Source organism: Carboxylicivirga agarovorans, from assembly GCF_050589845.1.
In the GTDB taxonomy this organism is placed as follows: Bacteria; Bacteroidota; Bacteroidia; order Bacteroidales; family Marinilabiliaceae; genus Carboxylicivirga; species Carboxylicivirga agarovorans.
Genome location: NZ_JBNGPA010000004.1, coordinates 142,504 through 169,501 on the forward strand (window position 1 = coordinate 142,504; position 26,998 = coordinate 169,501).

General features: G+C 41.8%; 24 protein-coding genes. 15 read left to right on the plus strand and 9 right to left on the minus strand.

The genetic code is table 11. The features are described from left to right. The first annotated feature begins 59 nt into the window (after positions 1-59). The 4 genes from ACRD69_RS06560 (at position 60) to ACRD69_RS06575 (ending at position 3,971) form a co-directional block, all read left to right on the plus strand. Positions 60-1,034, plus strand: a complete 975-nt coding sequence (locus ACRD69_RS06560) for a polyprenyl synthetase family protein (protein ID WP_430814274.1) — start codon at positions 60-62, stop codon at positions 1,032-1,034. Between the two features lie 34 nt (positions 1,035-1,068). Next, on the plus strand, positions 1,069-2,583 hold the full coding sequence (gene atpD, locus ACRD69_RS06565) for a F0F1 ATP synthase subunit beta (RefSeq protein WP_430814275.1): 1,515 nt from the start codon (positions 1,069-1,071) through the stop codon (positions 2,581-2,583). Further along, entirely contained in the window at positions 2,583-2,837 is a 255-nt protein-coding gene (gene atpC, locus ACRD69_RS06570) for an ATP synthase F1 subunit epsilon (RefSeq protein ID WP_430814276.1), read from the plus strand. Before atpD ends, atpC begins: the two co-directional genes overlap by 1 nt. Positions 2,838-2,954: 117 nt before the next feature. Continuing rightward, on the plus strand, positions 2,955-3,971 hold the full coding sequence (locus ACRD69_RS06575) for a glycosyltransferase family 9 protein (protein WP_430814277.1): 1,017 nt from the start codon (positions 2,955-2,957) through the stop codon (positions 3,969-3,971). 90 nt (positions 3,972-4,061) lie between these two features. Here ACRD69_RS06575 and ACRD69_RS06580 read toward each other — a convergent pair whose 3' ends face one another. The 4 genes from ACRD69_RS06580 to ACRD69_RS06595 all read right to left on the minus strand — a co-directional run bounded on the left by ACRD69_RS06580 (position 4,062) and on the right by ACRD69_RS06595 (position 10,480). Next, complete coding sequence (locus tag ACRD69_RS06580) at positions 4,062-4,676, minus strand: ankyrin repeat domain-containing protein (RefSeq protein WP_430814278.1); 615 nt, start codon at positions 4,674-4,676, stop codon at positions 4,062-4,064. Positions 4,677-4,773: 97 nt separating this feature from the next. After that, the gene (metF, locus tag ACRD69_RS06585; protein WP_430814279.1) at positions 4,774-5,727 is read right to left on the minus strand and encodes a methylenetetrahydrofolate reductase [NAD(P)H]; all 954 of its coding nucleotides are present in this window, start codon (positions 5,725-5,727) and stop codon (positions 4,774-4,776) included. A 96-nt stretch (positions 5,728-5,823) separates the two neighbouring features. Beyond that, positions 5,824-9,561 (minus strand): methionine synthase, encoded by a 3,738-nt coding sequence (metH, locus tag ACRD69_RS06590; protein ID WP_430814280.1) that lies wholly within the window; start codon positions 9,559-9,561, stop codon positions 5,824-5,826. Between the two features lie 388 nt (positions 9,562-9,949). Further along, the gene (locus ACRD69_RS06595) at positions 9,950-10,480 is read right to left on the minus strand and encodes a hypothetical protein (RefSeq protein ID WP_430814281.1); all 531 of its coding nucleotides are present in this window, start codon (positions 10,478-10,480) and stop codon (positions 9,950-9,952) included. An 806-nt stretch (positions 10,481-11,286) separates the two neighbouring features. Here ACRD69_RS06595 and ACRD69_RS06600 point away from each other — a divergent pair. The 3 genes from ACRD69_RS06600 to arsC all read left to right on the plus strand — a co-directional run bounded on the left by ACRD69_RS06600 (position 11,287) and on the right by arsC (position 14,378). Beyond that, positions 11,287-12,747 carry a trypsin-like peptidase domain-containing protein gene (locus ACRD69_RS06600; RefSeq protein ID WP_430814282.1) on the plus strand — a complete coding sequence of 487 codons (1,461 nt, stop codon included), beginning with the start codon at positions 11,287-11,289 and terminating at the stop codon, positions 12,745-12,747. Positions 12,748-12,851: 104 nt separating this feature from the next. Next, positions 12,852-13,950 (plus strand): peptide chain release factor 2 gene (prfB, locus tag ACRD69_RS06605; RefSeq protein ID WP_430814283.1). Its coding sequence is split into 2 segments (ribosomal slippage): positions 12,852-12,914 and positions 12,916-13,950, totalling 1,098 coding nucleotides; the frame shifts between segments, so codons are not numbered across the junction. 86 nt (positions 13,951-14,036) lie between these two features. Next, positions 14,037-14,378 (plus strand): arsenate reductase (glutaredoxin), encoded by a 342-nt coding sequence (arsC, locus tag ACRD69_RS06610; RefSeq protein ID WP_430814284.1) that lies wholly within the window; start codon positions 14,037-14,039, stop codon positions 14,376-14,378. Between the two features lie 129 nt (positions 14,379-14,507). On the opposite strand, the gene ACRD69_RS06615 is transcribed toward arsC, so the two are convergent. Then, on the minus strand, positions 14,508-15,527 hold the full coding sequence (locus ACRD69_RS06615; RefSeq protein WP_430814285.1) for a DUF4097 family beta strand repeat-containing protein: 1,020 nt from the start codon (positions 15,525-15,527) through the stop codon (positions 14,508-14,510). Positions 15,528-15,866: 339 nt separating this feature from the next. Here ACRD69_RS06615 and ACRD69_RS06620 point away from each other — a divergent pair, with 339 nt between their 5' ends. The 5 genes from ACRD69_RS06620 to pheS all read left to right on the plus strand — a co-directional run bounded on the left by ACRD69_RS06620 (position 15,867) and on the right by pheS (position 20,469). Next, complete coding sequence (locus ACRD69_RS06620) at positions 15,867-16,220, plus strand: hypothetical protein (RefSeq protein ID WP_430814286.1); 354 nt, start codon at positions 15,867-15,869, stop codon at positions 16,218-16,220. 23 nt (positions 16,221-16,243) lie between these two features. After that, the gene (locus tag ACRD69_RS06625; RefSeq protein WP_430814287.1) at positions 16,244-17,059 is read left to right on the plus strand and encodes a peptidylprolyl isomerase; all 816 of its coding nucleotides are present in this window, start codon (positions 16,244-16,246) and stop codon (positions 17,057-17,059) included. 128 nt (positions 17,060-17,187) lie between these two features. Beyond that, positions 17,188-17,991 (plus strand): peptidylprolyl isomerase, encoded by an 804-nt coding sequence (locus tag ACRD69_RS06630; protein ID WP_430814288.1) that lies wholly within the window; start codon positions 17,188-17,190, stop codon positions 17,989-17,991. 19 nt (positions 17,992-18,010) lie between these two features. Then, positions 18,011-19,288 carry a peptidylprolyl isomerase gene (locus ACRD69_RS06635; protein WP_430814289.1) on the plus strand — a complete coding sequence of 426 codons (1,278 nt, stop codon included), beginning with the start codon at positions 18,011-18,013 and terminating at the stop codon, positions 19,286-19,288. A 158-nt stretch (positions 19,289-19,446) separates the two neighbouring features. Then, positions 19,447-20,469, plus strand: coding sequence for a phenylalanine--tRNA ligase subunit alpha (gene pheS / locus ACRD69_RS06640; RefSeq protein WP_430814290.1), 1,023 nt, complete (start codon positions 19,447-19,449; stop codon positions 20,467-20,469). Positions 20,470-20,579: 110 nt separating this feature from the next. Here pheS and ACRD69_RS06645 read toward each other — a convergent pair whose 3' ends face one another. Beyond that, positions 20,580-20,996 (minus strand): OsmC family protein, encoded by a 417-nt coding sequence (locus ACRD69_RS06645; RefSeq protein ID WP_430814291.1) that lies wholly within the window; start codon positions 20,994-20,996, stop codon positions 20,580-20,582. Positions 20,997-21,108: 112 nt separating this feature from the next. Here ACRD69_RS06645 and ACRD69_RS06650 point away from each other — a divergent pair, with 112 nt between their 5' ends. Continuing rightward, positions 21,109-21,816, plus strand: a complete 708-nt coding sequence (locus ACRD69_RS06650; RefSeq protein ID WP_212192049.1) for a Crp/Fnr family transcriptional regulator — start codon at positions 21,109-21,111, stop codon at positions 21,814-21,816. 131 nt (positions 21,817-21,947) lie between these two features. Here ACRD69_RS06650 and ACRD69_RS06655 read toward each other — a convergent pair whose 3' ends face one another. After that, positions 21,948-22,628, minus strand: coding sequence for a DUF2461 domain-containing protein (locus tag ACRD69_RS06655; RefSeq protein WP_430814292.1), 681 nt, complete (start codon positions 22,626-22,628; stop codon positions 21,948-21,950). A gap of 238 nt (positions 22,629-22,866) precedes the next feature. Here ACRD69_RS06655 and ACRD69_RS06660 point away from each other — a divergent pair, with 238 nt between their 5' ends. Both ACRD69_RS06660 and ACRD69_RS06665 read left to right on the plus strand, forming a co-directional pair. Then, positions 22,867-23,580 carry a 2-C-methyl-D-erythritol 4-phosphate cytidylyltransferase gene (locus ACRD69_RS06660; protein ID WP_430814293.1) on the plus strand — a complete coding sequence of 238 codons (714 nt, stop codon included), beginning with the start codon at positions 22,867-22,869 and terminating at the stop codon, positions 23,578-23,580. Positions 23,581-23,681: 101 nt separating this feature from the next. Further along, positions 23,682-24,434: a formylglycine-generating enzyme family protein gene (locus ACRD69_RS06665; protein ID WP_430814294.1), complete on the plus strand. Its 753-nt coding sequence runs from the start codon at positions 23,682-23,684 to the stop codon at positions 24,432-24,434. 71 nt (positions 24,435-24,505) lie between these two features. Here the strand turns inward: ACRD69_RS06665 and ahcY are convergent, their stop codons facing one another. Together ahcY and ACRD69_RS06675 are read right to left on the minus strand one after the other, a co-directional pair. After that, positions 24,506-25,909, minus strand: coding sequence for an adenosylhomocysteinase (gene ahcY / locus ACRD69_RS06670; protein WP_430814295.1), 1,404 nt, complete (start codon positions 25,907-25,909; stop codon positions 24,506-24,508). A 141-nt stretch (positions 25,910-26,050) separates the two neighbouring features. Further along, positions 26,051-26,986 carry a bifunctional riboflavin kinase/FAD synthetase gene (locus tag ACRD69_RS06675; RefSeq protein WP_430814296.1) on the minus strand — a complete coding sequence of 312 codons (936 nt, stop codon included), beginning with the start codon at positions 26,984-26,986 and terminating at the stop codon, positions 26,051-26,053. Between the last annotated feature and the right edge of the window lie 12 nt (positions 26,987-26,998).

Genomic DNA, 26,998 nt, shown 5'->3' on the forward strand with positions numbered 1-26,998 from the left:
GGCATGATAAATATGCCATCAGCCAAAGCAAATCCAGGCAAATGCTTAAATCACTTTTTATGTACAAAATATCGGACCTTCAAAAAATTGTTGAAAAAGAACTAGGCAAACAGCAATTTGTTGTCGAACCCAAAGGCTTATATGAACCCATTGACTATGTTATGGGCATGGGTGGCAAGCGTATCAGGCCAACACTTTGCCTGGCAGGATGCTATTTGTTTACCGATGAAATAGAACAGGCCGTGAAACCAAGCCTTTCATTGGAGATTTTCCATAATTTCACCCTCTTACATGATGATATAATGGACAATGCCGATGTCAGACGCAATCAACCAACTGTTCATAAGAAGTGGGACGAAAACACAGGAATTCTGTCTGGCGATGCCATGTTGATTAAAGCCTATCAGTATGCCGCCCAAATTAATGGCCAGCACCTGAAGAAGGTACTTGACCTGTTTAGTCAAACAGCTATAGAAGTATGCGAAGGCCAGCAATACGACATGGAATTTGAAACGCGCGACGATGTAAAAGTTGATGATTACCTGACCATGATCCGCTTAAAGACTGCTGTGCTTTTGGCAGCCAGTTTAAAAACCGGAGCCATTATTGGCGATGCAAGCGATAAAGATGCCGACTTGTTATACCAGTTTGGTGAAAACATTGGTTTGGCATTCCAGCTACAGGACGATTTTCTGGATGTTTACGGTAACATTGAAACGTTTGGAAAAGCCATTGGCGGAGATATTGTTGCCAACAAGAAAACATTTTTACTCCTTAATGCGTTACAATTGGCGTCGGGTTCATTGCAAGAAGAACTGCTAACCTGGATTAATGCCAAAGAGTTTGATGCTGAGGAAAAAATAGAAAGCGTTAGAAACATCTATAACTCATTAAAAGTTGATGAGTTAGCCAGAGAAAAAATGAATTTCTATTTCGAAAAAGCAATCTCGGCACTTAACGAGGTTAACGGTCGTGACAGCATGAAAGAAGAATTACGTCAATTTGCCATTAAGCTGATTGAACGTTCCCGATAAGGAACTTTAACAACGCGAGAATAATACGCATAATATGGAAAAATTGGTTGGTACCATCATTCAGATAGTTGGTCCTGTTGTAGACGTTAGCTTCGATTTAAATGATCAAGAGCTTCCAAACATCTTAGATGCTTTAGAAATTAAGCGCGAAGGGCATCCTTCAATCATAATTGAGTGCCAACAACATATTGGCGAAAACACCATTCGTTGTATTGCAATGGATTCAACCGATGGTTTAACGCGCGGTATAGAAGTATACCACCTGGGTAATCCTATTACGATGCCTGCAGGTGAAATGGTAAAAGGCCGCCTGCTAAACGTTGTTGGTAATGCCATCGACGGTATCGGCAATGTTACTAAAGAGGGTGGAAGCCCTATTCACAAAGCGCCACCATCATTTGAGGAACTTTCAACCCAGGCCGAGATTCTATTTACCGGCATTAAAGTAGTTGACCTGATCGAGCCTTATGCCAAAGGTGGTAAGATCGGATTGTTCGGTGGTGCCGGTGTAGGAAAAACCGTGTTAATACAGGAGTTAATTAACAACATTGCCAAAGGTCACGATGGCCTCTCTGTTTTTGCCGGTGTAGGTGAGCGTACCCGCGAAGGAAATGACCTGCTGCGCGAGATGATTGAATCGGGCATTGTTAATTACGGCGATGACTTCAAAGAAGACATGGAAAACGGAGGCTGGGACTTATCTAAAGTTGATAAGAAAGCCCTTGACACCTCACAGGTAACCATGGTATTTGGTCAGATGAACGAGCCTCCGGGAGCACGTGCCCGTGTTGCCTTATCAGGTCTGACAATCGCAGAAAGTTTCCGTGATGGTGATGGAACAGGATCAGGACGTGATGTACTGCTTTTTGTCGATAATATATTCCGATTTACGCAGGCCGGTTCTGAGGTATCAGCCCTCTTGGGGCGTATGCCATCAGCAGTAGGTTATCAACCAACGCTTTCATCTGAGATGGGTGCCCTGCAGGAACGCATTGCTTCAACCAAGCACGGTTCGATCACATCGGTACAGGCGGTATATGTACCTGCCGATGACTTAACAGACCCTGCTCCTGCAACAACCTTTGCTCACCTGGATGCCAAAACAGTATTAAGCCGTAAAATTGCCGAGTTAGGTATTTATCCGGCCGTTGATCCGCTTGACTCAACATCGCGAATGCTGACTCCTGAAATTGTTGGTGATGATCATTACAACACTGCGCAGGCTGTTATTGAGATTCTGCAACGCTATAAAGAACTTCAGGATATTATTGCCATCCTTGGTATGGAGGAGCTGTCTGAAGATGATAAACTTGTTGTGCACCGTGCACGTCGTGTCCAGCGTTTCTTATCGCAGCCATTCCACGTTGCTGAGCAATTCACAGGCCTTAAAGGGGTGTTTGTATCTATTGAAGATACCATCAAAGGCTTTAAGATGATCTTAAATGGTGAGGTGGATAAATACCCTGAAGCAGCCTTTAACCTGGTGGGAACCATTGAAGATGCCATTGCCAAAGGAGAAGAAATGTTGAAACAAGCAAAATCTGCCTGATGGAAGATCTGTATTGCGAAATAGTAACGCCTGATAAGGTGATTTACGACGAGGCGGTTGGTTTGGTAACGGTACCCGGTGAAAAAGGGCAGTTTACCTTGCTTAAGAACCATGCTCCCATCATATCGGTATTGATAGAAGGCAAGATTCGTGTTATTAGTAAAACCGGTCGCGAAGAGTACTATGACTGTAAAAGTGGTGTATTGGAGTGTGAAAATAATAATGTAACCATATTGATCCATAAAAGCGCTTAAGCGCGTCATGATATAAAGGAAGTTAAATCCCGGCATTGCGCCGGGATTTTTTTATTTTTGCGCTGTTATACTGATTTCGATCTCAATACCGAAAATCAGATCATTAAAACACGAGCAATGAAAATCCTTATTATACGTCTTAGTTCCATCGGAGACATTATTCAATGCATGTCGGTCGTTACCGGTTTAAAAAACAAATTCCCCAATGCTGAAATTCATTGGGTGGTTCGCGCTGATATGCAATCACTGGTAAAAATTGATCCGCGGATAGATACAATTTGGGCCTTTGACCGTAAAGAAGGATTTGGAGGTGTATTTAAGTTAGGTGCTGAACTTAAAAAGGAGAAGTTTGACTTAATATACGATGCACACAGTAATATACGCTCCAATATCTTAAAACTTGTTCTTTGTCCGTTTGGCTTCTGCAAAATATTCAATAAAAACAAGCTGGTAACACGTCGCAAAGATCGTTTTAAGCGTTTCCTGCTTTTCCAATTTGGCATTAATAAATTACCAAAGCCATTCAGAGCACTGGCCTCTTTTCAAACACCGCTTGCAAAGTGGGAGGTTAATGAGTTTAACACACCTTTCGAAAACTGGGCTTTCCCACCTGAAACAGAGCAAAAAATTGAAGAGCTTGTCCTGTCCAACATACCTCAAGATCAAAAATGGGTAGCCCTTGTCCCATCGGCAGCATGGGAATTGAAGCGCTGGCCGGTTAAGTACTGGCAGGATCTGGTTAAGACAAGGCATGATCTGCACTTTATTGTCCTGGGTGGCCCGGGTGATGATTTTTGTGAAGACATACGAAGCACAGCTCCTGAACGTGTGATTAACCTGGCTGGTAAAACCTCATTAATGGAAAGCTTTTGCACCGTTTGGCACGCGCCTTATGTTATTAGTGGTGACACAGGTTTTTTGCATGCAGCTGACCTATTCCAAAAACCCGGACAGGCCATTATAGGTCCAACGGCATTTGGCTATCCGTCAAATCCAAAAATGAAAATTATGGAGGTGGACCTGCCTTGTCGACCTTGTACTAAGGATGGCAGCACGAAATGCAAGATAAAAGAAGAGAGGAAATGCCTGATGGACATTACCCCTCGTATGGTTGCCGAAGCAATTGACTTGTAAGGTGTTGATTTAATAAATGATCCCCCGCTAACGCGGATCTGCACTTAAGGGTGTTCGGATGAAATTCCAAAGCAAATCATCCTACACCAGTTATTTTAACTGCGCCTGAAGATATTTTACTGTTTCTGCATGACCATTGGCCGTTGCAAAATCCAATGCCGATTCACCATCGGTATCCAGTTTTGTCAGATCAGCTCCATTAGCCACCAGCAGTTTTATTACTTCAAGTTGCCCCTCACCGGCTGCAAACATAACAGGGGTCCAGTTTTCATGGCTGTCAATGGCGTTAACATCGGCACCGGCCTTAATCAGAACCTCAACAGCTGGGGCAAAAGGTCCGGTTGAGGCAAACATAAGTGCGCTACGATTAAGCCCGTCAACGGCATCTATCTTGGCTCCGTTTTCCAGCAGCAATTTAATAATATGATGATGCCCGTTATAGGCTGCCAGCATGAGCGCTGTATAACCGTTTTCATTGCGTGCTTCTATATCAACGCCATCCTTAATAGCGTTTTGAACAACCTCAATACCACCGTTTAAGGCAGCATCAAAATAAGCGGCCATATTAATCGTAGGCTTAGCTTCCCGCTCTGCCACTGAAGGCTCATTTTGCCCCTTTGTTTTTGATTGCTTACCTGAGGATTGACAACTGATCGTCATAGCGACTATTGCCAGGCACCACAATAATTTCTTTGTTCCTTTCATACCTGATTATTAAGTTTTGAACGAAAGTACATTAATTAATGGACATTTAAATTAACAGCACACCATGTCTGCTAACTCAAAGCCAGATCCCTAATACCTAGTAGATGCCTTCAGCAACTTTACGTGTGCTGCTGGTGGCCATCATGGTATAAAAATGTAAAATAGGCACATTGTGGCTTATCAGTTCTTTGGCTTGCTGAATACACCATTCAACTCCCACCTGCTTCACCTCATCGTTGTTCTTGCACTTTCTTATTTCCTTTGCAAAAGCTTCAGGAATATCAACATGGAATATTTTAGGCAGTATGGTTAACTGGTTCATCAGCGTGATCGGCTTTAATCCCGGGACAATTGGCACGGTAATTCCCATAGCCCTGGCCCGCTTAACAAAATCAAAATACTTTGAATTATCAAAAAACATTTGTGTCACAACGTACTCTGCTCCTGCATCTACTTTTTGCTTTAACCAGTGTAAGTCAGAATCCATATTGGGAGCCTCTTCATGTTTCTCGGGGTAACCAGCCACTCCATAGCTAAACGGTGTATCAAAGGCATCGAGCAAGGTACCATCTAAAAACTGACCTGTATTCAACTCATTAACCTGGTTTACCAGATCAATGGCATACTTGTTATTTTCACCACTAACAGATGTGAAACGCTCCTTACTGGCATTATCACCACGCAGGACAAGAATATCGTGGATACCCAGAAAATTAAGATCAATAAGCGCATATTCCGTTTCACTTTTAGTAAAACCACTGCAAATGATATGCGGAACAACCTTGATACCATAGCTGTGCTGAATGGATGCTGCCACAGCAACTGTTCCGGGGCGTTTACGAATTACCTTACGTTCATATAATCCATTGGCAGTGTCTTTATACTGCATTTCATCGCGGTGCGATGTTATATTGATATACAAAGGATCAAACTCTTTCAGCTGCTCGATGGTGTTAAACACCTTTGCAATGCTGTTACCCTTTAAAGGAGGCAGCAATTCAAAAGAGAATCCTGTTTTTGTTGATGATTTTATAAGTTCGGCTACAGTCATATGTAAGTGCTTATTTCTAATACGTCGATTTGCTTATTTGCCATATATCCGTTTCATATCAACAGATCGGCAAATAAACAAACCAACGATATATCTTTATTTGTAATTCAGGTTAAGTGGTATCCACTTTTCAACATCTTCCACTGATGTGCCTTTTCTTTTGGCCACATCTTCCACCTGATCTTTAGCTATTTTTCCCAATCCGAAGTATATGGCATCAGGATGTGCCAGGTAAATACCACTTACCGATGCATTGGGATACATACTGTAATGCTCAGTCAGTGTTATACCAGCATTATCTTCGGCCGACAAGAGGTCAAACAAAGTACGTTTTTCACTATGATCGGGACAGGCCGGATACCCTAAAGCAGGACGAATACCACGGTAACGCTCACGTATAAGGTTTTCGTGGTTAATCTCCTCCTCAGGAGCATAGCCCCAGAATTCGGTGCGGACACGATAGTGTAACAACTCCGCAAAAGCTTCGGCCAAACGATCGGCCAGTGCTTTTAATAGGATACTGCTATAATCATCGTGATCAGCTTCAAATTGTTCTATCCACTTTTCAATGCCTATACCTGCTGTTACGGCGAAACCTCCGATATGATCAAAGCGCCCGCTCTCCTTCGGTGCAACATAATCGCTCAGGCAGTGGAATACCTCTTTACCTGGTTTATCCTGTTGTTCGCGCAAATGGTGAAAGGTAGTCAGTAATTCAGAACGTGACTCATCTGTGTATACCTCAATATCATCACCTACACTATTAGCCGGAAAAATACCAAATACAGCATTGGCCTGAAGCATATGCTCCTTTTCAATGCGATCAAGCATAGCCTGCGAATCACGGTATAGCTTAAGCGCTTCATTGGCCTTCGCCCTGGCATCATCGCTTCGGTAGCGCTCAAGCCACTTAGCTTTTGATACCTCGTCAACGACCGACTCCATTCCTTCGTAATTGCCTGTCAGGCGCCAGGCCTGGTAAAAGAATGTCCAGTCAATAAACTTTCGTATCTCGCAGATAGGGTAATCCTCTAATACACGCACCCCAGCTTCGGCCGGCAGGTGTAAAATAGTATTACTCCAGTCTATCTGATGCTTTTTAGCACGAGCTTCTTCTATCGGTAGCAGTTTAATTGTTTTCTTACTGGCATTACGCTTGCGCAAGCCCTCATACTCTTCCTTAACGCTACTGACAAACTTGTCTTTTTCTTTGGTGGACAATAAGGCACTTACCACCTGTGCACTTTTTGAAGCATCTTTGACATGAACCACCGGATTATCGTATTCAGGTTCAATCTTAACAGCGGTGTGTATTTTAGATGTAGTGGCACCACCGATCATCAACGGAATATTGAACCCACTTCGCTTCATCTCCTTGGCAACGGTCACCATCTCTTCCAGTGACGGGGTGATCAAACCACTTAAACCGATGATATCCACACCATGCTCAATGGCTTTCTTTAATATTTCTTCAGTAGGTACCATTACACCCAGGTCAATTACCTGGTAGTTGTTACAGCCCAGTATGACACTCACAATGTTTTTACCAATGTCGTGTACATCACCCTTAACTGTAGCCATCAATATTTTACCATTACTGCTGCTACCGCCACCTGCAGCTTTTTCTTCTTCAATTACAGGCTGAAGAATAGCTACTGCTTTTTTCATCACACGGGCTGTTTTCACCACTTGCGGCAAAAACATCTTACCGCTTCCAAACAGTTCACCAACCACATTCATACCATCCATCAATGGCTGCTCAATAATATCAAGTGCAGCCGGGTATTTTTCCAGGGCTTCAGCAAGGTCAACATCAAGGTAATCACTGATGCCTTTTACCAGGCAATGGCTCAAACGTTCTTCCAGCGTACCTTCGCGCCAGGCTGCCTGTTGCGTTTCACTAACCTGTTGCTGATTATTCTTAATGGTTTCTGCATATTCAACCAGGCGGTCGGTGGCATCCTCCCGTTTGTTCAATACAACATCTTCAACATATCCCAGCAGTTCCTTTGGTATATCATCGTAAACCTGCAACATAGCCGGATTAACAATACCCATGTCCAGACCTTCCTGAATGGCGTAGTACAGGAATACCGAATGGATAGCTTCACGCACCACATTGTTTCCGCGGAATGAGAATGACAGGTTACTAATACCTCCACTTATGTGTGCATGAGGTAAATTTTCCTTGATCCACTTACATGTTTTAATAAAATCAACCGCATAGTTATTATGCTCCTCAATACCTGTGGCAATCGCCAGTACGTTGGGGTCAAAAATAATGTCCTGCGGAGGGAAGTTCACTTCTTCAGTCAAGAGCTTGTAGGCGCGTCCGCAAATTTCTTTACGGCGCTCAAAATTATCTGCCTGTCCCTTTTCATCAAAGGCCATGACCACAACAGCCGCCCCATATTTCTTAAGGGTACGCGCATGCTCCAAAAAGGTCTCTTCTCCTTCCTTAAGGCTGATACTGTTCACCACCGACTTACCCTGCAGGCACTTCAGCCCTGCTTCGATCACCTCAAACTTTGATGAATCAACCATAACCGGCACCTTTGAAACATCAGGATCAGACATCAGCATATTCAGGAAGGTAACCATCTCTTCTTTGGCATCGAGCATGGCGTCATCCATGTTAACGTCCACTATCTGGGCACCATTCTCAACCTGATGGCGTGCTATATCAACCGCTTCTTCGTATTTCTTTTCTTTGATCAAACGCAAAAATTTGCGCGATCCAGCCACATTACAACGCTCACCAATATTTACAAAATTGGCGTCCTTACGCATCTGCAGCGATTCCATACCACTTAAATGGGTAATGTCGGAGGCTTTTGTTTTAATATGACCTGTGTAGCTTTGTGCCACCCTGGCCATGGCTGCAATATGCTCTGGTGTTGTTCCACAGCACCCTCCGATAATATTCACCTTACCATCGGCCATCCACTCACCAACTAACTTCGACATCTCGTCGGGCGTTTGGTCATACTCACCAAACTGGTTTGGCAAACCGGCATTAGGGTGGGTACTGATATAAAAAGGTGCGTTCTTTGACAGCTCAGTTACGTATGGCTCCAGCTCTTTCGCTCCCAGGGAACAATTAAGCCCGATACTCAGGATATCCATATGCGAAATAGAATCGATAAAGGCCTGTAAGGTTTGTCCTGATAAGGTACGGCCACTCGCATCGGTAATGGTCCCCGACACCATAATAGGTAAACTTATCTCCAGCTCGGCGAATACCTCATCAATGGCCATTAGTGCTGCTTTGGCATTTAAGGTGTCAAACACCGTTTCAATCATAAGCAGATCAGCACCACCTTTTATCAAGGCTGTTACCTGCTCTTTGTATGCATCTTTGACCTCATCAAAAGTGGCTGCCCGGTAACCAGGGTTATTAACATCGGGCGATAATGACAGGGCCTTGTTCAGTGGTCCGATCGATCCGCAAACAAAACGCGGTTTATCTGGTGTCAGTGCTGTATATTCATCTGCTACTTCCCTGGCTATTTTAGCCGACTGAAAGTTAATATCCCAAACGGCATCCTGCATATCATAGTCGGCCTGAGAAATAGATGTGGCATTAAAGGTATTGGTTTCAATAATGTCGGAACCAGCCTCAAGGTATTTGGCATGGATCTCTTTAATAACATGTGGCTGCGTTATTGACAGGATATCGTTATTACCTTTGATGGGCATATGATAATCCTTAAAACGCTCGCCCCTGTAATCTTCTTCCTCCAGCTTATAGGTCTGGATCAAACTACCCATGGCTCCATCAAGCAACAATACCCGTTCCTTAATGACTTTATACAACAAATTTGTTTGCGTCATAGTATTCATTCGTTTGTTAGTTTAAGTCAGCTTACATTCCACTCCCGCGAAATGGTAGTTGTTCGCAATACATCAAACAGCTGCATCTGACAATCAAATAATCAACAACCCTTTGAGTTGTGATTACCCGATCAAGTTGAAAAATGGTTAATGTTTTATGGTTTTTGATTCTTTCTACTTCAACTCTCGTGGAGCAGTAAAAAGGTGGTTTCAACCTTCCTAACAATTGTAACATCCAATGGTTAGACGGTGAATCATCAAAATTACGATATTTTTTAGCATTTGAGCACAATGCTAATAATGAAGTATGGCACTATCTGGAAAATTAATGAGAATCCTGATCTGAAGTTCCTGATTTATCATTAGATGCATCAACAGAGATAGCAATCTATCTTCCTGTATCAAATAAGTCAGGTACATTAAATGTGTAAACATGAACTATTTCTTCATAGCTCTTTAAATTGGCAGACCAGGAATTTTCCTTCACACTTTCGTCCCAACTCTCCATGTCGTTAAAAACATTCAGGTCGGCATTGATGACTCTGTCCTTTTTATATTTCAATGAATCCGTTTCAAAGCCTGCAAACTTACCTCCCACAAACACTGAATCAATTCCTGTTTGAATAATATTGATACTATCGATCACCTCAGACAAAACAGCTGTTGGCAATGCTTTATTATCAAGCAATATTAATTGTACATCATCACCACTGTTTAACTTAAGGGTATCACCTTCCAGGGCATAGACAAAGGAATCGGAATAACGATAAAATGCCTGACGCGATGGTTCTCCGGGAAAAAACTTCACCTTCATGGTATTCAAGGTATTATTATTGATAACCAGTATAGTTTGTATTTTCTCCTCGCTTTCACAACTCCAAAGTACAAGCAGGATGAAGATAGAATAGCAGAATTTCATTCCCTTAAAAAGCTTAATATTAAACATATTCATTGATCAAATATAGCTAAATAATCAACATGTAAAATAACTGTTCACGAAAGGATAGTCTTCGTCTCCCACACATTCCTTTGGTCTTTGATCCGGGTACTGTCTCACTGATCTTCATAATTATTGACTTTAAAGATTTAGTTCTGTAAACTTTTCACAAACATACAAACACGAGAAAGCCTGGTCAATGACAATGCATGCACTGTGATTTGGAAAAAAGCATAACTATCTCAATGCTTGAGTATTAAGCAAATAAAACATCATATTACGTTAAATACTTAATCCAATGCACGTTAGAGAAAACACGCTTTTTGTTCGAAAACACGATAAAAAGGGCTATTTCAAGCCTAAGTTGGATGTTTTTGACCTATTTTCGGGTCATTTTCGGTCCATAAACGGGTCTTCTTCGGTAATTGTTCGGTATTTGTTCGCTTACGCGCGTAGCCGATGAATTACCGAAGGATTACCGAAGAAGAGCCGAACAATTACCGAAGCGGGGTCGATGAAAACCCGAAGCAGAGTCATAAGATTTCCGAAGGAGCAGCAACTACAACAGCGCGATTTTTAGAATAATGCCATTATAATTCAGAATCTGCAGTCGCAGGAGACGAGACAAAGAACCTTATTAATCCGAGGAGCAGGCAAAGGTGGATTATTCAGTCACCTTATAGTTACAATTCGTCAACATTAATAGACCGTTAATCTATTCCTAAGCCCCGGTGCACAACTATTAGCTTGCAATTTTGTTACTTTTGAGCCATGTAACGTTAAACCAAATGACATTTGCCAAGCTCAAATTAGCGGTATTCTTAGTGGTATTGCCCATGATCAGTCATGGACAATCCATTGTTGAGATCATCAATTCAACTGAAAAGGCTGTGTTTGAAACCCGCGCCTACAACAGTGCCAATTTACTGACCGGTCGTGCCTCTGGATTCTTTCTAAGTAGTGACGGACTGGCTATTACCATGGGTAATATTTTTGAAAAGGCCGATTCGGCTGTTATCAGCACCCGCAATGGAAGAACATTTGAGGTTGAACGTATTATTTCCATTCATCCCCAAAGTAACCTCGCCTTAATTAAAGTTGAGCAGAACCGGCAAAAGACTTTCAACTTTTTAATACCGGCCAAGCAGTCATTCAGGCAAAACGAAGAGCTTTTGTTTTTTACCCATCCTATGGAATCGGATGACGGCATGACACTGGGACCGGTCAACGATTTAAACTACTTCCCCTATTTATCGCGAACAGGAATAATTGAAGGAAGCTATTTTATTAATTCGGCAGGTGCACCAGCTATCAGCAGAAGCGGTCAGTTATGCGGTATCATAAACGTATCGCGCAATGGCATGCATAAAGTATTGTACAATACATACCTGTTAAACGATACAAACTGGGTCAATATCAATGTTCCGATCAGGGAAATCAGCCACTATCAGACTAAACGCGAATACCTGAACCCCTACCTGAGTCAGTCGATCCTTAACATTGTGTGTTTCCAGTATATCGAAGCGGCTAAAAACCTTAGCAAGCATATAAAAAAACACCCTGAAGACGACGTGGCCCATTGCCTTAGATCCTATGCACGTTTCCACTATCAAAACCTTGTCGGCAGCCGTGAGGATATGAGTGCCTGCTATGACATAAATCCCGATTGCTATCTTCAATATTACTTCCAGGCCCTCTTCCAGAAAAGCCTGAATAAAGATGACGAAGCACGTATCAATTTAAATCTATGCCTCGATAAAAAGGGGGACTTTGCGCCTGCTATCAGCCACCTGGCCATATTGGATTTTGAACGAAACAAGGATGTGAAAACAGCATTTGCCTGGCACTCTACTGCCATTGAAGCCGATTCATTATTGGCACTGGCATACTATGAACGGGCGCGCCTGCGAATGCAACACTCATCTGACAGCGAAGCAACGCTTGAAGACATCAACAAAACCATTTACCTTGATCCTGATTTACCCGGTATTTACTCAATAAGGGCCACCATTTTCTTTTCGCAACAAGACTATCTGCCGGCTATACAAGACTATGACAGGGCCATTGAGAAGGACATAAAAGATGTACATGCCTGGTTTAACCGGGGCGTGGCACATTACAACCTCGGGCTGCACCAGAAAGCCTGTTATGACTGGGATAAAGCAGGAAAATTAGGTAACTACGATGCCTTTAAATACATTTCACGCTATTGCAAAAATGTTAAGCGCAACGTCTACGGTGATAGATAAGGATGTTTTGATCGCTTGAAACACATAAGCTTTAAGCGGAAAGTGTGACCCCTGGTCTGAAAATAAACTAACTATTAGTACCTTTACCTCCTTAATTATTGACAATGATAACACAAGAAATACTTAAAGATTTAGCTGGACGCGAGTTAGCGTTAAGGAGGTATCTTTGACATCGACCGGAAAAAGGTTGAAATAGAAGAGGAAGAAATGCGCTCACAGGCACCCGACTTTTGGGATGATGCCAAAAAAGCGGAGCAGCAGATGAAAAAACTGCGGGAACTTAAAAGCTGGGTTAATGACTATGAAGAAGTTGCCTCAGCTGTGGAAGACTTACAGGTTTTATTTGATTTCCACAAAGCCGGCGAAGCCGATACTGAAGATGTTGAACAACAGCATCAGTTAACAAACGATCTTATCGAAAGCCTTGAGCTCAAAAACATGTTGCGCCGTGATGAAGATAAGATGGGTGCTGTGCTCAAAATCAACGCAGGGGCTGGTGGAACTGAGAGTCAGGACTGGGCCGAAATGCTCATGCGCATGTATATTCGCTGGGGCGAGTCACATGGTTACAAGGTGAAGGAAGTGAACTACCAGCCTGGCGACGATGCCGGTATAAAGACCGTTAGTTTACAGTTTGAAGGCGACTTTGCCTACGGCTATTTGAAAAGTGAGAATGGTGTACACCGACTGGTGCGCTTATCTCCTTTTAATGCGGCAAATAAGCGAATGACGTCGTTTACATCGGTTTTTGTTATTCCGCTGATCGATGATTCCATCGACATTGACATTAATCCAAGTGATATAACCTGGGAAACCTTCCGTTCAGGTGGTGCAGGAGGACAAAATGTCAACAAAGTGGAAACAGGCGTTCGATTGCGACATGCCCCGTCGGGTATTGTTATTGAAAACACGGAGTCACGCTCGCAGCTGGGCAATAAAGAAAATGCCATGCGTTTGCTTAAATCACAGTTATATGAGATTGAGTTGCGTAAAAAGCTTGAAGAGCAGAATAAGGTAGAGTCGCAGAAGAAGAAAATTGAATGGGGTTCACAAATCCGTTCCTACGTCATGCAACCATACAAGCTGGTTAAAGATGTTCGTACCAATCATGAAACATCAAATGTACAGGCAGTAATGGATGGCGACATTGATGGTTTCATCAAAGCCTACCTGATGGAATATGGCGGACAGGAAGTTTATTAAGCTGTGTTTGAATGCATATAGAATTCAGTTTTACAAAACAATTGTAAGTAACTATCGGTTAAAAACCTGAACGAAAAACTAAAACAATGATTAAAATATTACATAATCCAAGATGCTCAAAAAGCAGGGCAGGTGTAACCCTACTTGAGGAAAAAGGTCTTGAGTTTGAAATTATCAAATATCTTGATGATCCTTTAACCCCTGAAGAACTAGGTTCCGTTATTGAAAAGCTGGGTATTCGACCACTTGAGCTTATCCGTAAAAACGAGGCCGTTTATAAGGATGAATTTGCTGATAAGGAATTGTCAGATGAAGAATGGATTTTAGCCATGCTTGAGCACCCTCGCCTGATTGAACGACCAATTATTGTTAATGGAGACAAAGCCGTTATTGGCAGGCCTGCAGAAGCGATTGAAAGCATCCTGTAAGGCGACAATATGAAATAAAATAACCGCTTAACGAGACGCTCGTTAAGCGGTTTTCTATTTTAATAATCACCGGACAGCACATTCGAAAGAACGCACCATCCGGTGAAAGAACCGTTTCTGTTTAAAGTACTATCTGTACGACTGACTACCTGAACTACTTGTGCCTGTTACTTTTATAGGACCGCGCTCAATTATCAGATTTTTCTTACCACTGCTTCCCTTGGCATTTAAACTTCCGGATGAAGCTTTAAGAGCAAAACTCAATTCTTCGGTATCATTTGTTAAATCCATTGATACACTACCCGACGAAGACTTAAAATTAGAGTTACCGGTCAGCTTAATGTTTGTACCACGCTGGCTACCGCTGGTTGTGGCAAGGTTGACAGCTCCACTGACATTAGATAGACTAATGCCACCTGATGAAGCCTGGGCACGCACATCTCCCTTCACATCAGTAACTTTAATGCTTCCTGATGAAGCCTGTGCATAAAGATTATTACCAACAGAATTGATGGACTGACCACCTGACGAAGTAGTAACTTCTGCTTCACCTTTAACTTCAGTCACTTTTATACTACCTGAAGAAGCTTTGCATTTAAGACTGCCGCCAATTGCCTCGTGACGCTGGCTGCCTGATGAGGTTGTCGAACGCGCGTCACCTGAAATATTGCTTAAAGAGATGCTTCCTGATGAAGCCTCAACATTAATATTTGAATCAATATTCATCGCTTTAATGCTTCCGCTGGATGCTTCAAGTTTAACAACCACCTGACCGATATCCTTAACATTAATGCTTCCACTTGAATTATCAACATCAATATTGGTGTTGGTCGGAACGCTTAGTACCAGTTCTCCTTTTACATTACGTAAGCTATTCGGACGATCAATCCATACTCTTAAAGTTCCTCCACTCACATTGTGACGAATCTTCACATCATATTTATCTGATCCGGTAACTTCACCACTTAATTTAACATCACTGCCGGTTCCGCCAGTTATATTAACCGAGCAAAATGATCCTTCGACCTCTACTGCTGTAACATTGTTAAAGGTTTCATCAACCTTATCGATAACATTTTGGGCCTGAACACATGATAGCAACACCAATGTTGACATCACAATTAGTGAACTAATTTTTTTTAATTTCATCATAGCGTATTTTTGGGTATAACATTCATTTAATGCGGCCATAGGGACCTTTTAGAAAATAGGACGCTTAAAATCTTTAAGAAGTTACAAACAAAAGCGAAAAAATCATCCATTAATTTTAAAAGCTGTATTAACGCAGTGTTAGCAAACCAAAAACTAAGTCAAATAGCTTATTATCTTCTTTATTCTTTAGACAGTCACTGTGCCATTTCTTAAATATTGCTTATATCCTTAAACTTTTAGCTCTATCCTGGGTTTGAATTTATTGATCTCAGGTTTGTAAGCTGTTTGAATGCTAAACAAACTTGTGCATTACAAGTGATTGATTAATTTTGAAACATGGCAGACATGACAGCAGAAGAGTTTGAAAGAGAATGGGATGAACTGGTACTGAAAGTGAGTAAACACTTTAAAGTCAGTGCCGAATATGAATTTATCCTATTTGTAACAGGTATCCAGGAAATGGGCTGGGGCTTAAGAGAGTTTTCAAAAACTGAAAAGATGGATTTGATCAATGTGGCCCGCTGCCGCATTTTGGTGCGACAAGGTTATATTAAAGAAACCGGTATTGATGCAGAAGGCTTTCCGATCTTTGAAGCTTCGCCTAAACTTAAATCGATGATGCCTTCTTTTCAAAATCAGCTCATTAAAAAAGGATTAATTGACTACTTTAAAACGGTAGAATTTGCATAATGACAACTAACACTAGTAATAAGATGAAGAATTTTTTATCCATTGCCCTGGCCGTAATTTTGCTTTCGGCATGTAGTACCCAACCCAAAGAAGGTGTTATGCTATTGATGAAAACATCAAAGGGTGACATGAAGATCAAACTCTACGATGAAACACCACAGCACCGTGATAACTTTGTTAAACTTGCCGAGCAGGGATTTTATGATTCATTGTTATTTCACAGGGTTATTAATGAATTTATGATCCAGGGAGGTGACCCGGAATCAAAAGGTGCCGAGCCCGCTAAAATGCTTGGTAACGGAGGACCTGGTTATCAGGTGCCGGCTGAAATAAACTACCCTGCTCTCTTTCATAAAAAAGGAGCTTTAGCTGCAGCAAGAACAGGTGATAATGTAAATCCCGAGAAAAAATCATCAGGTTCACAGTTTTACATTGTACAAGGTAAAACCTATAACGATGAAGGATTCGCATCTATTGAGAAGCGCTACGTAGATATGAAACGCCAGCAATTGTTTTATCAGACTCTTGAGGAGTACAAGGATACATTGCAGGCACTTCAGCAAGCCGGTAATCAGCAAACATTTATGGATATGCGCGTTTTAATTGAAGAAGAAGTGGAGAAGAAGCTGTCCAATGAACCAAAGCAAGCCATTCCTGAGGAGCTTAAAGAAGTATACAGAACCATTGGTGGTGTACCTCACCTTGATGATAACTACACTGTATTTGGTGAAGTGGTGGAAGGGCTGGAAGTGATCGATGCCATTGCTGCCGTTGAAACAGGTCAGGCTGACCGACCACGTGAGGATGTTTACATCATAAATGTAAAAGTGCTTAACTAAGCGTACGATTTTTGTTAAAATACATCCGGTAGTTGAGTAAATCAGCTACCGGAATTTTTGTTTCAATACTTTACTATCAGGAAACTCACTAACTATTAACTATCTTGCAAAACCAAAACTTTTTAGTGATGCACAGATTATTATTCCTCATACTAAGCCTATTTATCGTTTCAGCCACTATAGCCCAGGAACCTGTTTACTATGTTAACATTTCAACCAACATGGGCACGATGAAGGTGAAACTATATAATGAAACACCAGAACATCGGGATAACTTTCTAAAACTGGTTCAGGAGAAACATTTTGACGGAACACTGTTTTACAGGGTTGTTAAGGGTTTTGTTATTCAGGGAGGATCGTCAGATTCGCGCAATGCAGCACCCGGTCGTGCCATTGGCTATGGAAAAGCCATTAACATTGACGCAGAGTACCACGAAAACTGTTACCATAAAAAAGGAGCTTTGTGTGCACCACGGCAACCTGAAGAGGTCAATCATTTTAAAATGTCTGATGTATCGCAGTTTTACGTCGTTCAGGGACGTAAATACACCAACGAAGAGCTTGACATGATCGAAAAAGCGACCAATAATCCCATTAATATCGAACTGAAGAAACAATATTACCTGCCACATAAAGAGGAGCTGGCACGCCTTAAAAAAGAAGATCCGAAAGCATTTAATAAGCTCTTGCGTGAAATTAAAGACAAGATTAACTTTCACTATAGTATATCAGATAAAGTCGAGTTCAATGAAGAGCAGCGACAAGTATACACGACTATTGGGGGTACACCCGAGTTAGATGGTGATTACACAGTCTTTGGAGAAGTAGTGGAGGGTCTGAGTGTTATTAATAAAATTGCAGCCTTAGCGGTAGATAAAAACAGCCGTCCACGCACTGACGTAAAGATAAAAGTGAGTATTGTAACACAGTAAGGTAATAGGTATTAACAAGATGTATAAATCTATACTCTATATAATTATCAGCCTGGTGCTGATAAGCTGTCAAAGCAAATCGGGCAAGCAACAAAGGGTTATTGATACTTTTAAAGGTTCATACCAAACAAATGTCAAAGGCATAGTGAGTCTGCGGACCTTTGATCATTACACCCGCCGGCTCGAAGATAGTTATGGTTTCTATGTGGCACCTAACCTGGTGGTAACCAATCTTAGTTTTATCCAGGGTGCTGCTAAAGTAAAGGCCTCCCCTATGGATCTGGAGGATTTCTCATTGGTGCAGGGTTTTGTTGCCTATGATATTAACCTTGACCTGGTTCTTCTTAAAGTATCCCGTCGCAACCTTAACTATTTGAGCCTGAAAGATGCCACATTCAATCCTGACTCAGTTTATCAGCTTTACCGTCAAAGCCGTAAGCTATATGTAACTGAAGGTGTATGCGGTACGGTAACAGTAAACGACAGCCTTTCTTTTAAACACTATGAAGGGGACTTTAAGGCAGGTAAACCTGTTTTCGCAAAAAGTCATCGCCTGGCTGGTCTGGTGCAGGAAACAGCGGATAAAAAACGGATACTGGAATCGAAATGGATCAGGCAACTGATCGACCGGCAGGAGAGAACTCCCAAGTCTGTATACGACCTCAGAAATAAAAGTAACAAAGTATATATATCACACACCAAAGTAAAAGGCTTCCGTATCAAAACCAATATGGGGAATATTGAGATCGCGCTCTCTGACAAAACACCAGGGTACCGGGATAACTTCATTAAGCTGGTCAGTGACAATTTTTACGACAGCCTGCTGGTGCACCGTGTCATAAAAGACTTTTTGGTGCAAACCGGCGCGGCAGACACAAAGTATGCCAAAAAGGACGATGTTGTGGGCTGGCAGGGACCGGGTTACACCTTGAAAATGGATATTCAACCCGGGCTGTTTCATAAAAGGGGTATGATCGCAGCATCTAAACTACCCGAAGATCGTAATAAACACAACCGTAGCGATGGCTCTCAATTTTATATTGTTTCCGGGCGTCTTTTCAACAACACCGAGTTAAACGACCTGGAAGCTGAAAAAGGCATTACATATTCAGCGGCACAACGAAAAGCCTACACGACGGTTGGCGGAGCACCCTATCTGGATGGTGATTACACCGTATTCGGGTGGGTCACCAAAGGCATGGATGTGGTAGACAAGATGGCTGCCGTGAAGACTTATGCTGTTGATCGACCGGTTAATGAAATACGCATCAGCACCATTGAGATCATTAAAAAATAAGTGTAAAACATCACATTGCGCGAATACCATATTTGCACAACTACCTTTAAGAAAGATGGCCTACTTATTTTAGTCTAAAAAAGAAATGTAATAATCATCACTCATCCCAATCGTTTTATTAATTTTGCAAGTCGCTATAATAAAGTAATTAAACAATCATGTTAGATAGAATTAATCAATTAGTTGAAGAGATAAAAAGCCTGGCAGCTTCATCGGCTGAAGAGGCTGAGCAATTGAGAATTAAGTATTTGAGCAAAAAGGGTTTGGTTTCTCAGCTATTTGATGAGTTTAAAACGATTCCTAACGAGCAGAAGCGTGAAGTTGGTAAGGTGTTAAATGTGTTAAAAACACAGGCTCTTGACAAGATCAACGAAATTAAAGAAGGATTTGCCTCAAGCGGACAAGGTGAAGTCGGTACTGACTTAACATTACCGGGAACGTCTTTTGAATTGGGAAGCCGCCATCCTTTGTCAATTGTAAAGAATGAGATTGTTGAGATATTCTCTCGTCTTGGTTTTACCGTTTCAGACGGACCGGAGATTGAAGATGACCACCACGTGTTTGAAGCATTGAACTTCCCCCCAGAGCACCCTGCTCGTGATATGCAGGATACCTTCTTTATTGCTACTAATCCTGATGTGTTGTTGCGTACGCATACCTCATCAGTACAGGTGCGTGTAATGGAAAAACAACAACCGCCAATCCGATCAATTTTCCCGGGACGAGTATTTCGTAATGAGGCTATTTCGGCACGTGCGCATTGTATCTTCCACCAGGTTGAAGGACTATACATTGATAAAGACGTTTCATTTGCCGATCTGAAGCAAACCTTATTGTACTTCTCTAAAGAATTATTCGGAGCTGATACAAAGATTCGTTTACGTCCGTCATATTTCCCGTTCACTGAGCCATCGGCTGAGATGGATATTTCTTGTACCCTATGCGGTGGAAAAGGATGTAATGTTTGTAAGTATACCGGCTGGGTAGAGATTTTAGGATGCGGAATGGTTGACCCGGCTGTTTTAGAGGCCAGCAATATCGACAGCAACGAATACACCGGTTTTGCCTTTGGTATGGGTATTGAGCGTATTACCATGTTAAAATATCAGATTAAGGACATTCGCCTGTTCTTTGAAAACGATAAGCGCTTCCTTGATCAATTTAAATCAGCAGGTCAGTAATTATAAAGCATACGACATATATCAAAAAACCCTGTTCTTAACGTACAGGGTTTTTTGTTTTAACACAGCATTAACAGCCCGTGTTTTGATGTTTAACAACATTTTTTAAGCTAATCGATAACTTGTATTTCTGTTGTAACAGGTATTGCCTTTTTGTATAAGGCTGAAACACCGCAGTATTTTTCCTCCGATAAATTCACTGCTTTTTCCAATTTATCCATTGGTAGATCTTTTCCTTTAAACTGATATATCACGTGCATTTTTTCATAATACTTCGGATGCTCTTCTGTCAGATCACCCTCCACAATTATCTGTATATCTTCTACTTCCACACGCATCTTCTTTAAAATAGAAACGATATCCATTCCGGTGCAACCTGCCAAAGCCGTTAACATAAGTATCTTCGGACGTGGTCCTTTATCGTCTCCGCCATTTTCTTTACCCGCGTCTAAAGTAAGTTTATGACCAAACAATTCGGTCTCCCAGGACATGTTACCTGCCCATTGAATTTTTGTTGATGTTTTCATATATTGATATATTTAGATATTTTAAGCAATGTAAATATGTGACCTTTTTATATCTTTGTCACCAAATTATGACATTTATCACTTTTTTATTCATTCAGTTGTTAGTCAAGTTATGAAAAATATTCAAAGTGTCCCTTTTAGCGATGAAGTAGATTTACTGTCGTACGAAATTTTTAGCGGTTTAACAGAAGAGGAATTAGACTCTTTGACGCAGTCGATGAGCTGCACCCTTCACAAACGTGGTAATATACTTTACCATGAAGGTAGCCGTATTAATGGCGCTTATGTTGTGATCAAAGGGATATTGAAGATTTATAAGACCGGCTTTGATGGGAAAGAACAGATCATCCGCTTTGCCAAGGATGGTGATTTAATTGGTTTCCGCTCTGTGGTTAGTGATGAATTGGCCTGTACCACATCCAAGGTTGTTAACGATGCCGTACTGTGTTATTTGCCTTCTGAGGTATTGACCAGTCTGATCAAGGTAAATCCTGAATTTGCCATGTCGTTAATGAAATTGACATGCAGGGAATTGGGCGAATCAAACAAATTCTTAACCGATATTGCTCAAAAAACCGTACGGGAACGCTTAGCTGAGGTGTTACTTCTGCTAATGGATACCTTCGATTTAGATGAAGACAGTACCTTACAAATTTCATTGACCCGTGAAGAGTTAGCGAATATGGTGGGTACAGCCACTGAATCGGTTATCCGATTGCTTTCAGAGTTTAAATCAGATAAGCTTATTGAGCTGAACGGGCGTAAGATCAAACTGATCAATATACCGAAGCTGATTAAAATCGGCAACGTGTATATTTAGTCAACAATCAAGAAGTTAAATTATAGTTCAGGAATATAGAGATGCCTGAGTTCAATAGAGCTCAGGCATCTTTATGTTTTTACCAGGGGAAGTTTTTAAGTATCATGCTCAAAGGTCGGGCTTACTAGTTGCTAAAGAACGATCTCATCTTCTTCGGTGGTGATACCCCGATTTATAAATGAATTAAATGGCTCCAGGGTCTTTATGATATGACGAACATGATCTGCAGCACCATCTCCGGTCAATTCATCATCAGTTGAAGCATGTAAGGGTGCAAATGATTTGTATTTTAACAGTTCAATGTCTTCAAAATCCTTTGGAAAGCCTTTGGGTGCCATCTTCAGCTTGTCTTCAAACATTTCGGGAAAAACAGTTTTGAACTCATCATTGTGAAGAATGGCCTTGTACTCATCAGCGAAATTATATATCTCACGACGTATGGCCTTAAGCACATCAGATGGCGGACAATAGCTACCCCCCGCTACCATGCAAGCACCCGGCTCTACGTGAAGGTAATAACCGGCCATCGTACTTTTTCGACCACCTTTGGCTACAAATCCGCCCATATTGGTTTTATAGGGCGTTTTGTCCTTTGAGAACCGTGTATCCCGATAAATCCGAAACACGCATTCCTTAGGTGTCAGATCGCCGATTGTCGGGTCGGCATCATGAACAATGTCGATAAATTGCTGCATTGACGCCTCAAATGATGCTTTAGCCTCATTAAAAAAAGCTTTGTTCTCATGGAACCAGTCACGCTCATTATTGGCCTTTAACTGGGTCAGGAAATCAAATACTACTGCTTCTATCATTATATCAGGTTTAAGTGATGATGATGCAAAATACAAAATAAGATTACAAAAGACATAAGACTTAAGACGTTTTACATGAGGTACCTGTAGTCTTTTTTCCGTTATTCATACAACACACTACCAACTGCTCATATGTTATCTGCCACATAATCTTCTGGCACAAAACGTTTGTGATATTAATTGAAGCGCCTTAAATTTGATGCAGGGAGAAAATTAAAAACAATTACCCGATGAACAGATGACAAACTATGCAGTAATTGTGGCCGGTGGCAGCGGCACACGGATGGGAAGTGAAATCCCTAAACAATTTCTTAAAATCAATGACTTACCTGTCTTGATGCATACAATTACCACGTTTCATACTTTTGATGCCGGAATGAAGATCATCCTGGTATTACCTGATAGTCAGATTGATTATTGGGAAAAACTATGTCGTGAACATCAGTTTAAAATACCACATCAGATTGCCAAAGGAGGGGCAACACGTTTTGACAGTGTTAAGAGCGGCCTGGCTTTGACTGAAGAGCATTCATTAATAGGCATACATGATGGTGTCCGCCCTTTTGTGTCGCCCGACACTCTGAAGCGCTGTTATCATCATGCGAAAGCCCTGGGAAATGCCATCCCCGTATTGGATGCTTTTGAATCAGTTCGACAGGTAGATGATGAATGCAGCAAGGCACTGGACCGTTCAAGCATAAAACTGGTGCAAACACCACAGGTTTTTCACTCCGATATATTGGTCGAGGCCTATAAACAAGAATACACTTCATTGTTTACCGATGACGCCTCGGTGGTAGAAGCCTTTGGCAAAACGATTCACCTGGTTGCCGGCAACCGCGAGAATATCAAAATAACAACTCCATTCGATCTGGTTCTGGCTGAGGCATTCATTAAGGCTGGATTTGAAAAGAGTGATGAAGAGGAAGATATTCCGCTCATCAAACAATAAAAGTCATTCAAAAAGAGAACGGGTTGGTGACCGACTCTCAAGCTCATCATACCTCCTCCTCTATCCATACAACCTTTTTAAACCTTAACACATTAAAGCTAATGAAAAGTCTATCCCTGTTTATTTTGCTTTTTACAAGCACCCTGACATTCTCACAAAACGCCCCTGAGGGCATGCTACTTATTAGTGGTGGCGAATTTATCATGGGCAAAGACTATAAAGATGGTAAAAGCGCATCAAGCCCGGCCCATAAGGTTAAACTTAATTCGTTTTACATGGATACCCATGAAGTTACCAACGCTGAATACCATAAGTTTTGCCTTGAAACAGGTCACAGGCTACCTGAATTCTGGAATACTGATGTGTTCAGAAGTGGCGAGAAATACCCTGATTATCCCGTCATTGGTGTTTCGTATGGTGATGCCCTGGAATATGCCAAATGGGCTGGTAAACGTTTGCCTACGGAGGCTGAATGGGAATATGCCGCGCGCGGTGGCAAAGCAGGGAAAGCTTATCCCAACGGAAACAAATGGGAGTATGAGAAAGATAAGTCAAAACCCGATGGTTGGCTCAACCTCATCCACCCGGTTGGCAGTCATAGTCCGGCCAATAACTTTGGATTACACGATATGGCAGGTAATGCATGGGAATGGGTTGCCGACAAATTCTCAGCTGATTATTATTCGCAAAGTGAATATGATAATCCGAAAGGCCCTGAATCGGGTAATGGTCGCGTTATCAGAGGAGGCAGCTGGCACTCAGGCCCGATGTGCAAAAGGGTGTTTTATCGAAAAGGCTTAAGCCCTGGATGGTGCGATTTTGCCGTTGGATTCAGGTGTGTAAAGGATCTGTAATAAGCACAATACAAAAAAAGAAAGGCCTTAAGCAAATAACTTAAGGCCTTTAATATCTATTCTACTATTGTCTAGTATCTGTAATGTTCCGGCTTATAAGGACCATTAGGATCAACACCGATGTATGCAGCCTGCTCATCGCTAAGACGTGTTAATTTAACACCTAACTGCTCAAGGTGTAAACGTGCTACTTCTTCATCAAGGTGCTTTGGAAGGGTGTAAACACCAACTTCGTAGTTGTTCTTCCAGATCTCGATCTGTGCTAAAGTCTGGTTAGTAAACGAGTTACTCATTACAAAACTTGGGTGACCTGTAGCATTACCAAGGTTAACCAAACGACCACGAGACAATAGAATAATGCTGTGTCCGTCAGGGAATTCAAACTGATCTACCTGTGGCTTAATGTTAATTTCTTTAATGCCAGGGTAATTCTCAAGTTTCTCAACCTGAATTTCATTATCAAAGTGACCAATGTTACAAACAATAGTCTGGTCTTTCATGGCTTCCATGTGCTCAACTGTAATAACATCTTTGTTACCTGTAGTAGTAACAATAATGTTAGCCTCAGGAAGAGCATCTTCAACGGTTGCTACTTCGTAACCTTCCATGGCTGCCTGAAGTGCACAAATAGGGTCGATTTCAGTAACGATTACACGAGCACCAAAACCACGCATACTTTGAGCACAACCTTTACCCACATCACCATAACCGCAAACTACCACAGTTTTACCTGCAACCATTACATCAGTACCACGCTTGATACCATCAGCTAAACTCTCACGACATCCGTACAGGTTATCGAATTTAGATTTTGTTACCGAGTCATTAACGTTAATAGCAGGGAATAATAACTCACCACGCTCCATCATCTGGTACAAGCGATGAACACCAGTTGTTGTTTCTTCACTTACACCTTTAATGTCATCAGCAACATTTTTCCAACGCTGAGGATCTTCATTGAACGTGCGCTTCACTAAAGCCATTAACTCGCGGAAGTCTTCACCTTCACCGCTGTAATCAGCATCCAGAATCTCAGGTTTGCTTAATGCTTCCACTCCTTTGTGAATCATCAAAGTAGCGTCACCACCGTCGTCTACAATCATTTCAGGACCAAGGCCATTACCAAAATTCAATGCTTTTTCGGTACACCACCAGTACTCTTCCAATGTTTCACCTTTCCAGGCAAATACAGGAACACCTGCTTCAGCGATTGCTGCAGCCGCATGGTCTTGTGTACTGTAGATATTACAACTACACCAACGCACATCGGCACCCAACTCAACCAATGTTTCAATCAACACAGCTGTTTGAATGGTCATGTGTAAAGATCCCATGACGCGAGCACCTTTTAAAGGTTTTTCTTCACCATATTTTGCACGAAGAGCCATTAAACCAGGCATCTCCTTTTCTGCAATTAAAATCTCTTTTCTCCCGTAATCAGCCAGACTCAGGTCAGCTACTTTATAATCAGCCATAACTGTTATTTTATATTTTATGGTTTTCTATTTAAAAAGGACTACAAAAGTAGTAAAAATGTTTGAAAGCTAACAGGATTAGTTGTTAGTGGATAGCTATTTAGAGGACAGATAGAAGTTCAGGGTCTTAGAGGCAGCGTATCAGAATTTTTCGACAATGGTCCTTATGTCTGCTTCATCCCTTTTTAATTGGGCCTTCAGCTCATCGACATTGGCAAACTTTTGCTCATCGCGTACACGTTCTATAAACTCCAATTCAATTTCTTCGGAGTAAATATCGTGATTGAAATCAAAAATATGCACTTCAAGGGAACGATGATCGACATTGTGATTAACAGTTGGGCGATAGCCAATATTAAGCATACCTCCGTAGTGCTTCCCTTCGACCCGAACTTTTACAGCATACACGCCATCGGGAGGAATTAATTTATGTGGCTCCTCAACTTCAACATTGGCCGTAGGGTAACCAATGCGACGTCCCAGTTGCTGACCACCTACCACACGGCCAGATACCGCATACTGATAGCCCAGAATCCTGTTGGCTGCTTTCATCTCACCTGCCAGAAGGTGATTACGGATATCGGTGGAACTGGTTTGCATACCATCGGTGAGCACAGCTTCAACCAGTGAGATCGTGAAGTTATATTTTTGAGCAAACCCCTGGTATTCGTCATAACTGTGCTGACGTCCCTTACCAAAACGATGATTATAGCCCACCATAAGATGATGAATAGAGAGCTTCCCGATCAGTATTTGCCGGATGAACTCTTCGGCAGTCAGATTGGCCAGTTCCAATGAAAAAGGTATCAGTACCAGGTGATCTATACCCAGCTGACCAAACAACTTGGTCCGTTCTTCGGGTGAAGTCAGAAAGCGTAATTTATCAGCATCTTGTTGTAACACCATGCGCGGGTGAGGCCAGAAAGTGATAACAACCGATTCTCCCCCAACAGCTTTGGCCTTATCAGTCAGCTGCCCCAATAACACACGATGCCCGGTATGAACACCATCAAACATACCAATGGTAATAACCGGCTTATGCGCTTTAAATGTTGAAAAATCGGAATGTACTTTCACAACTATTAATTT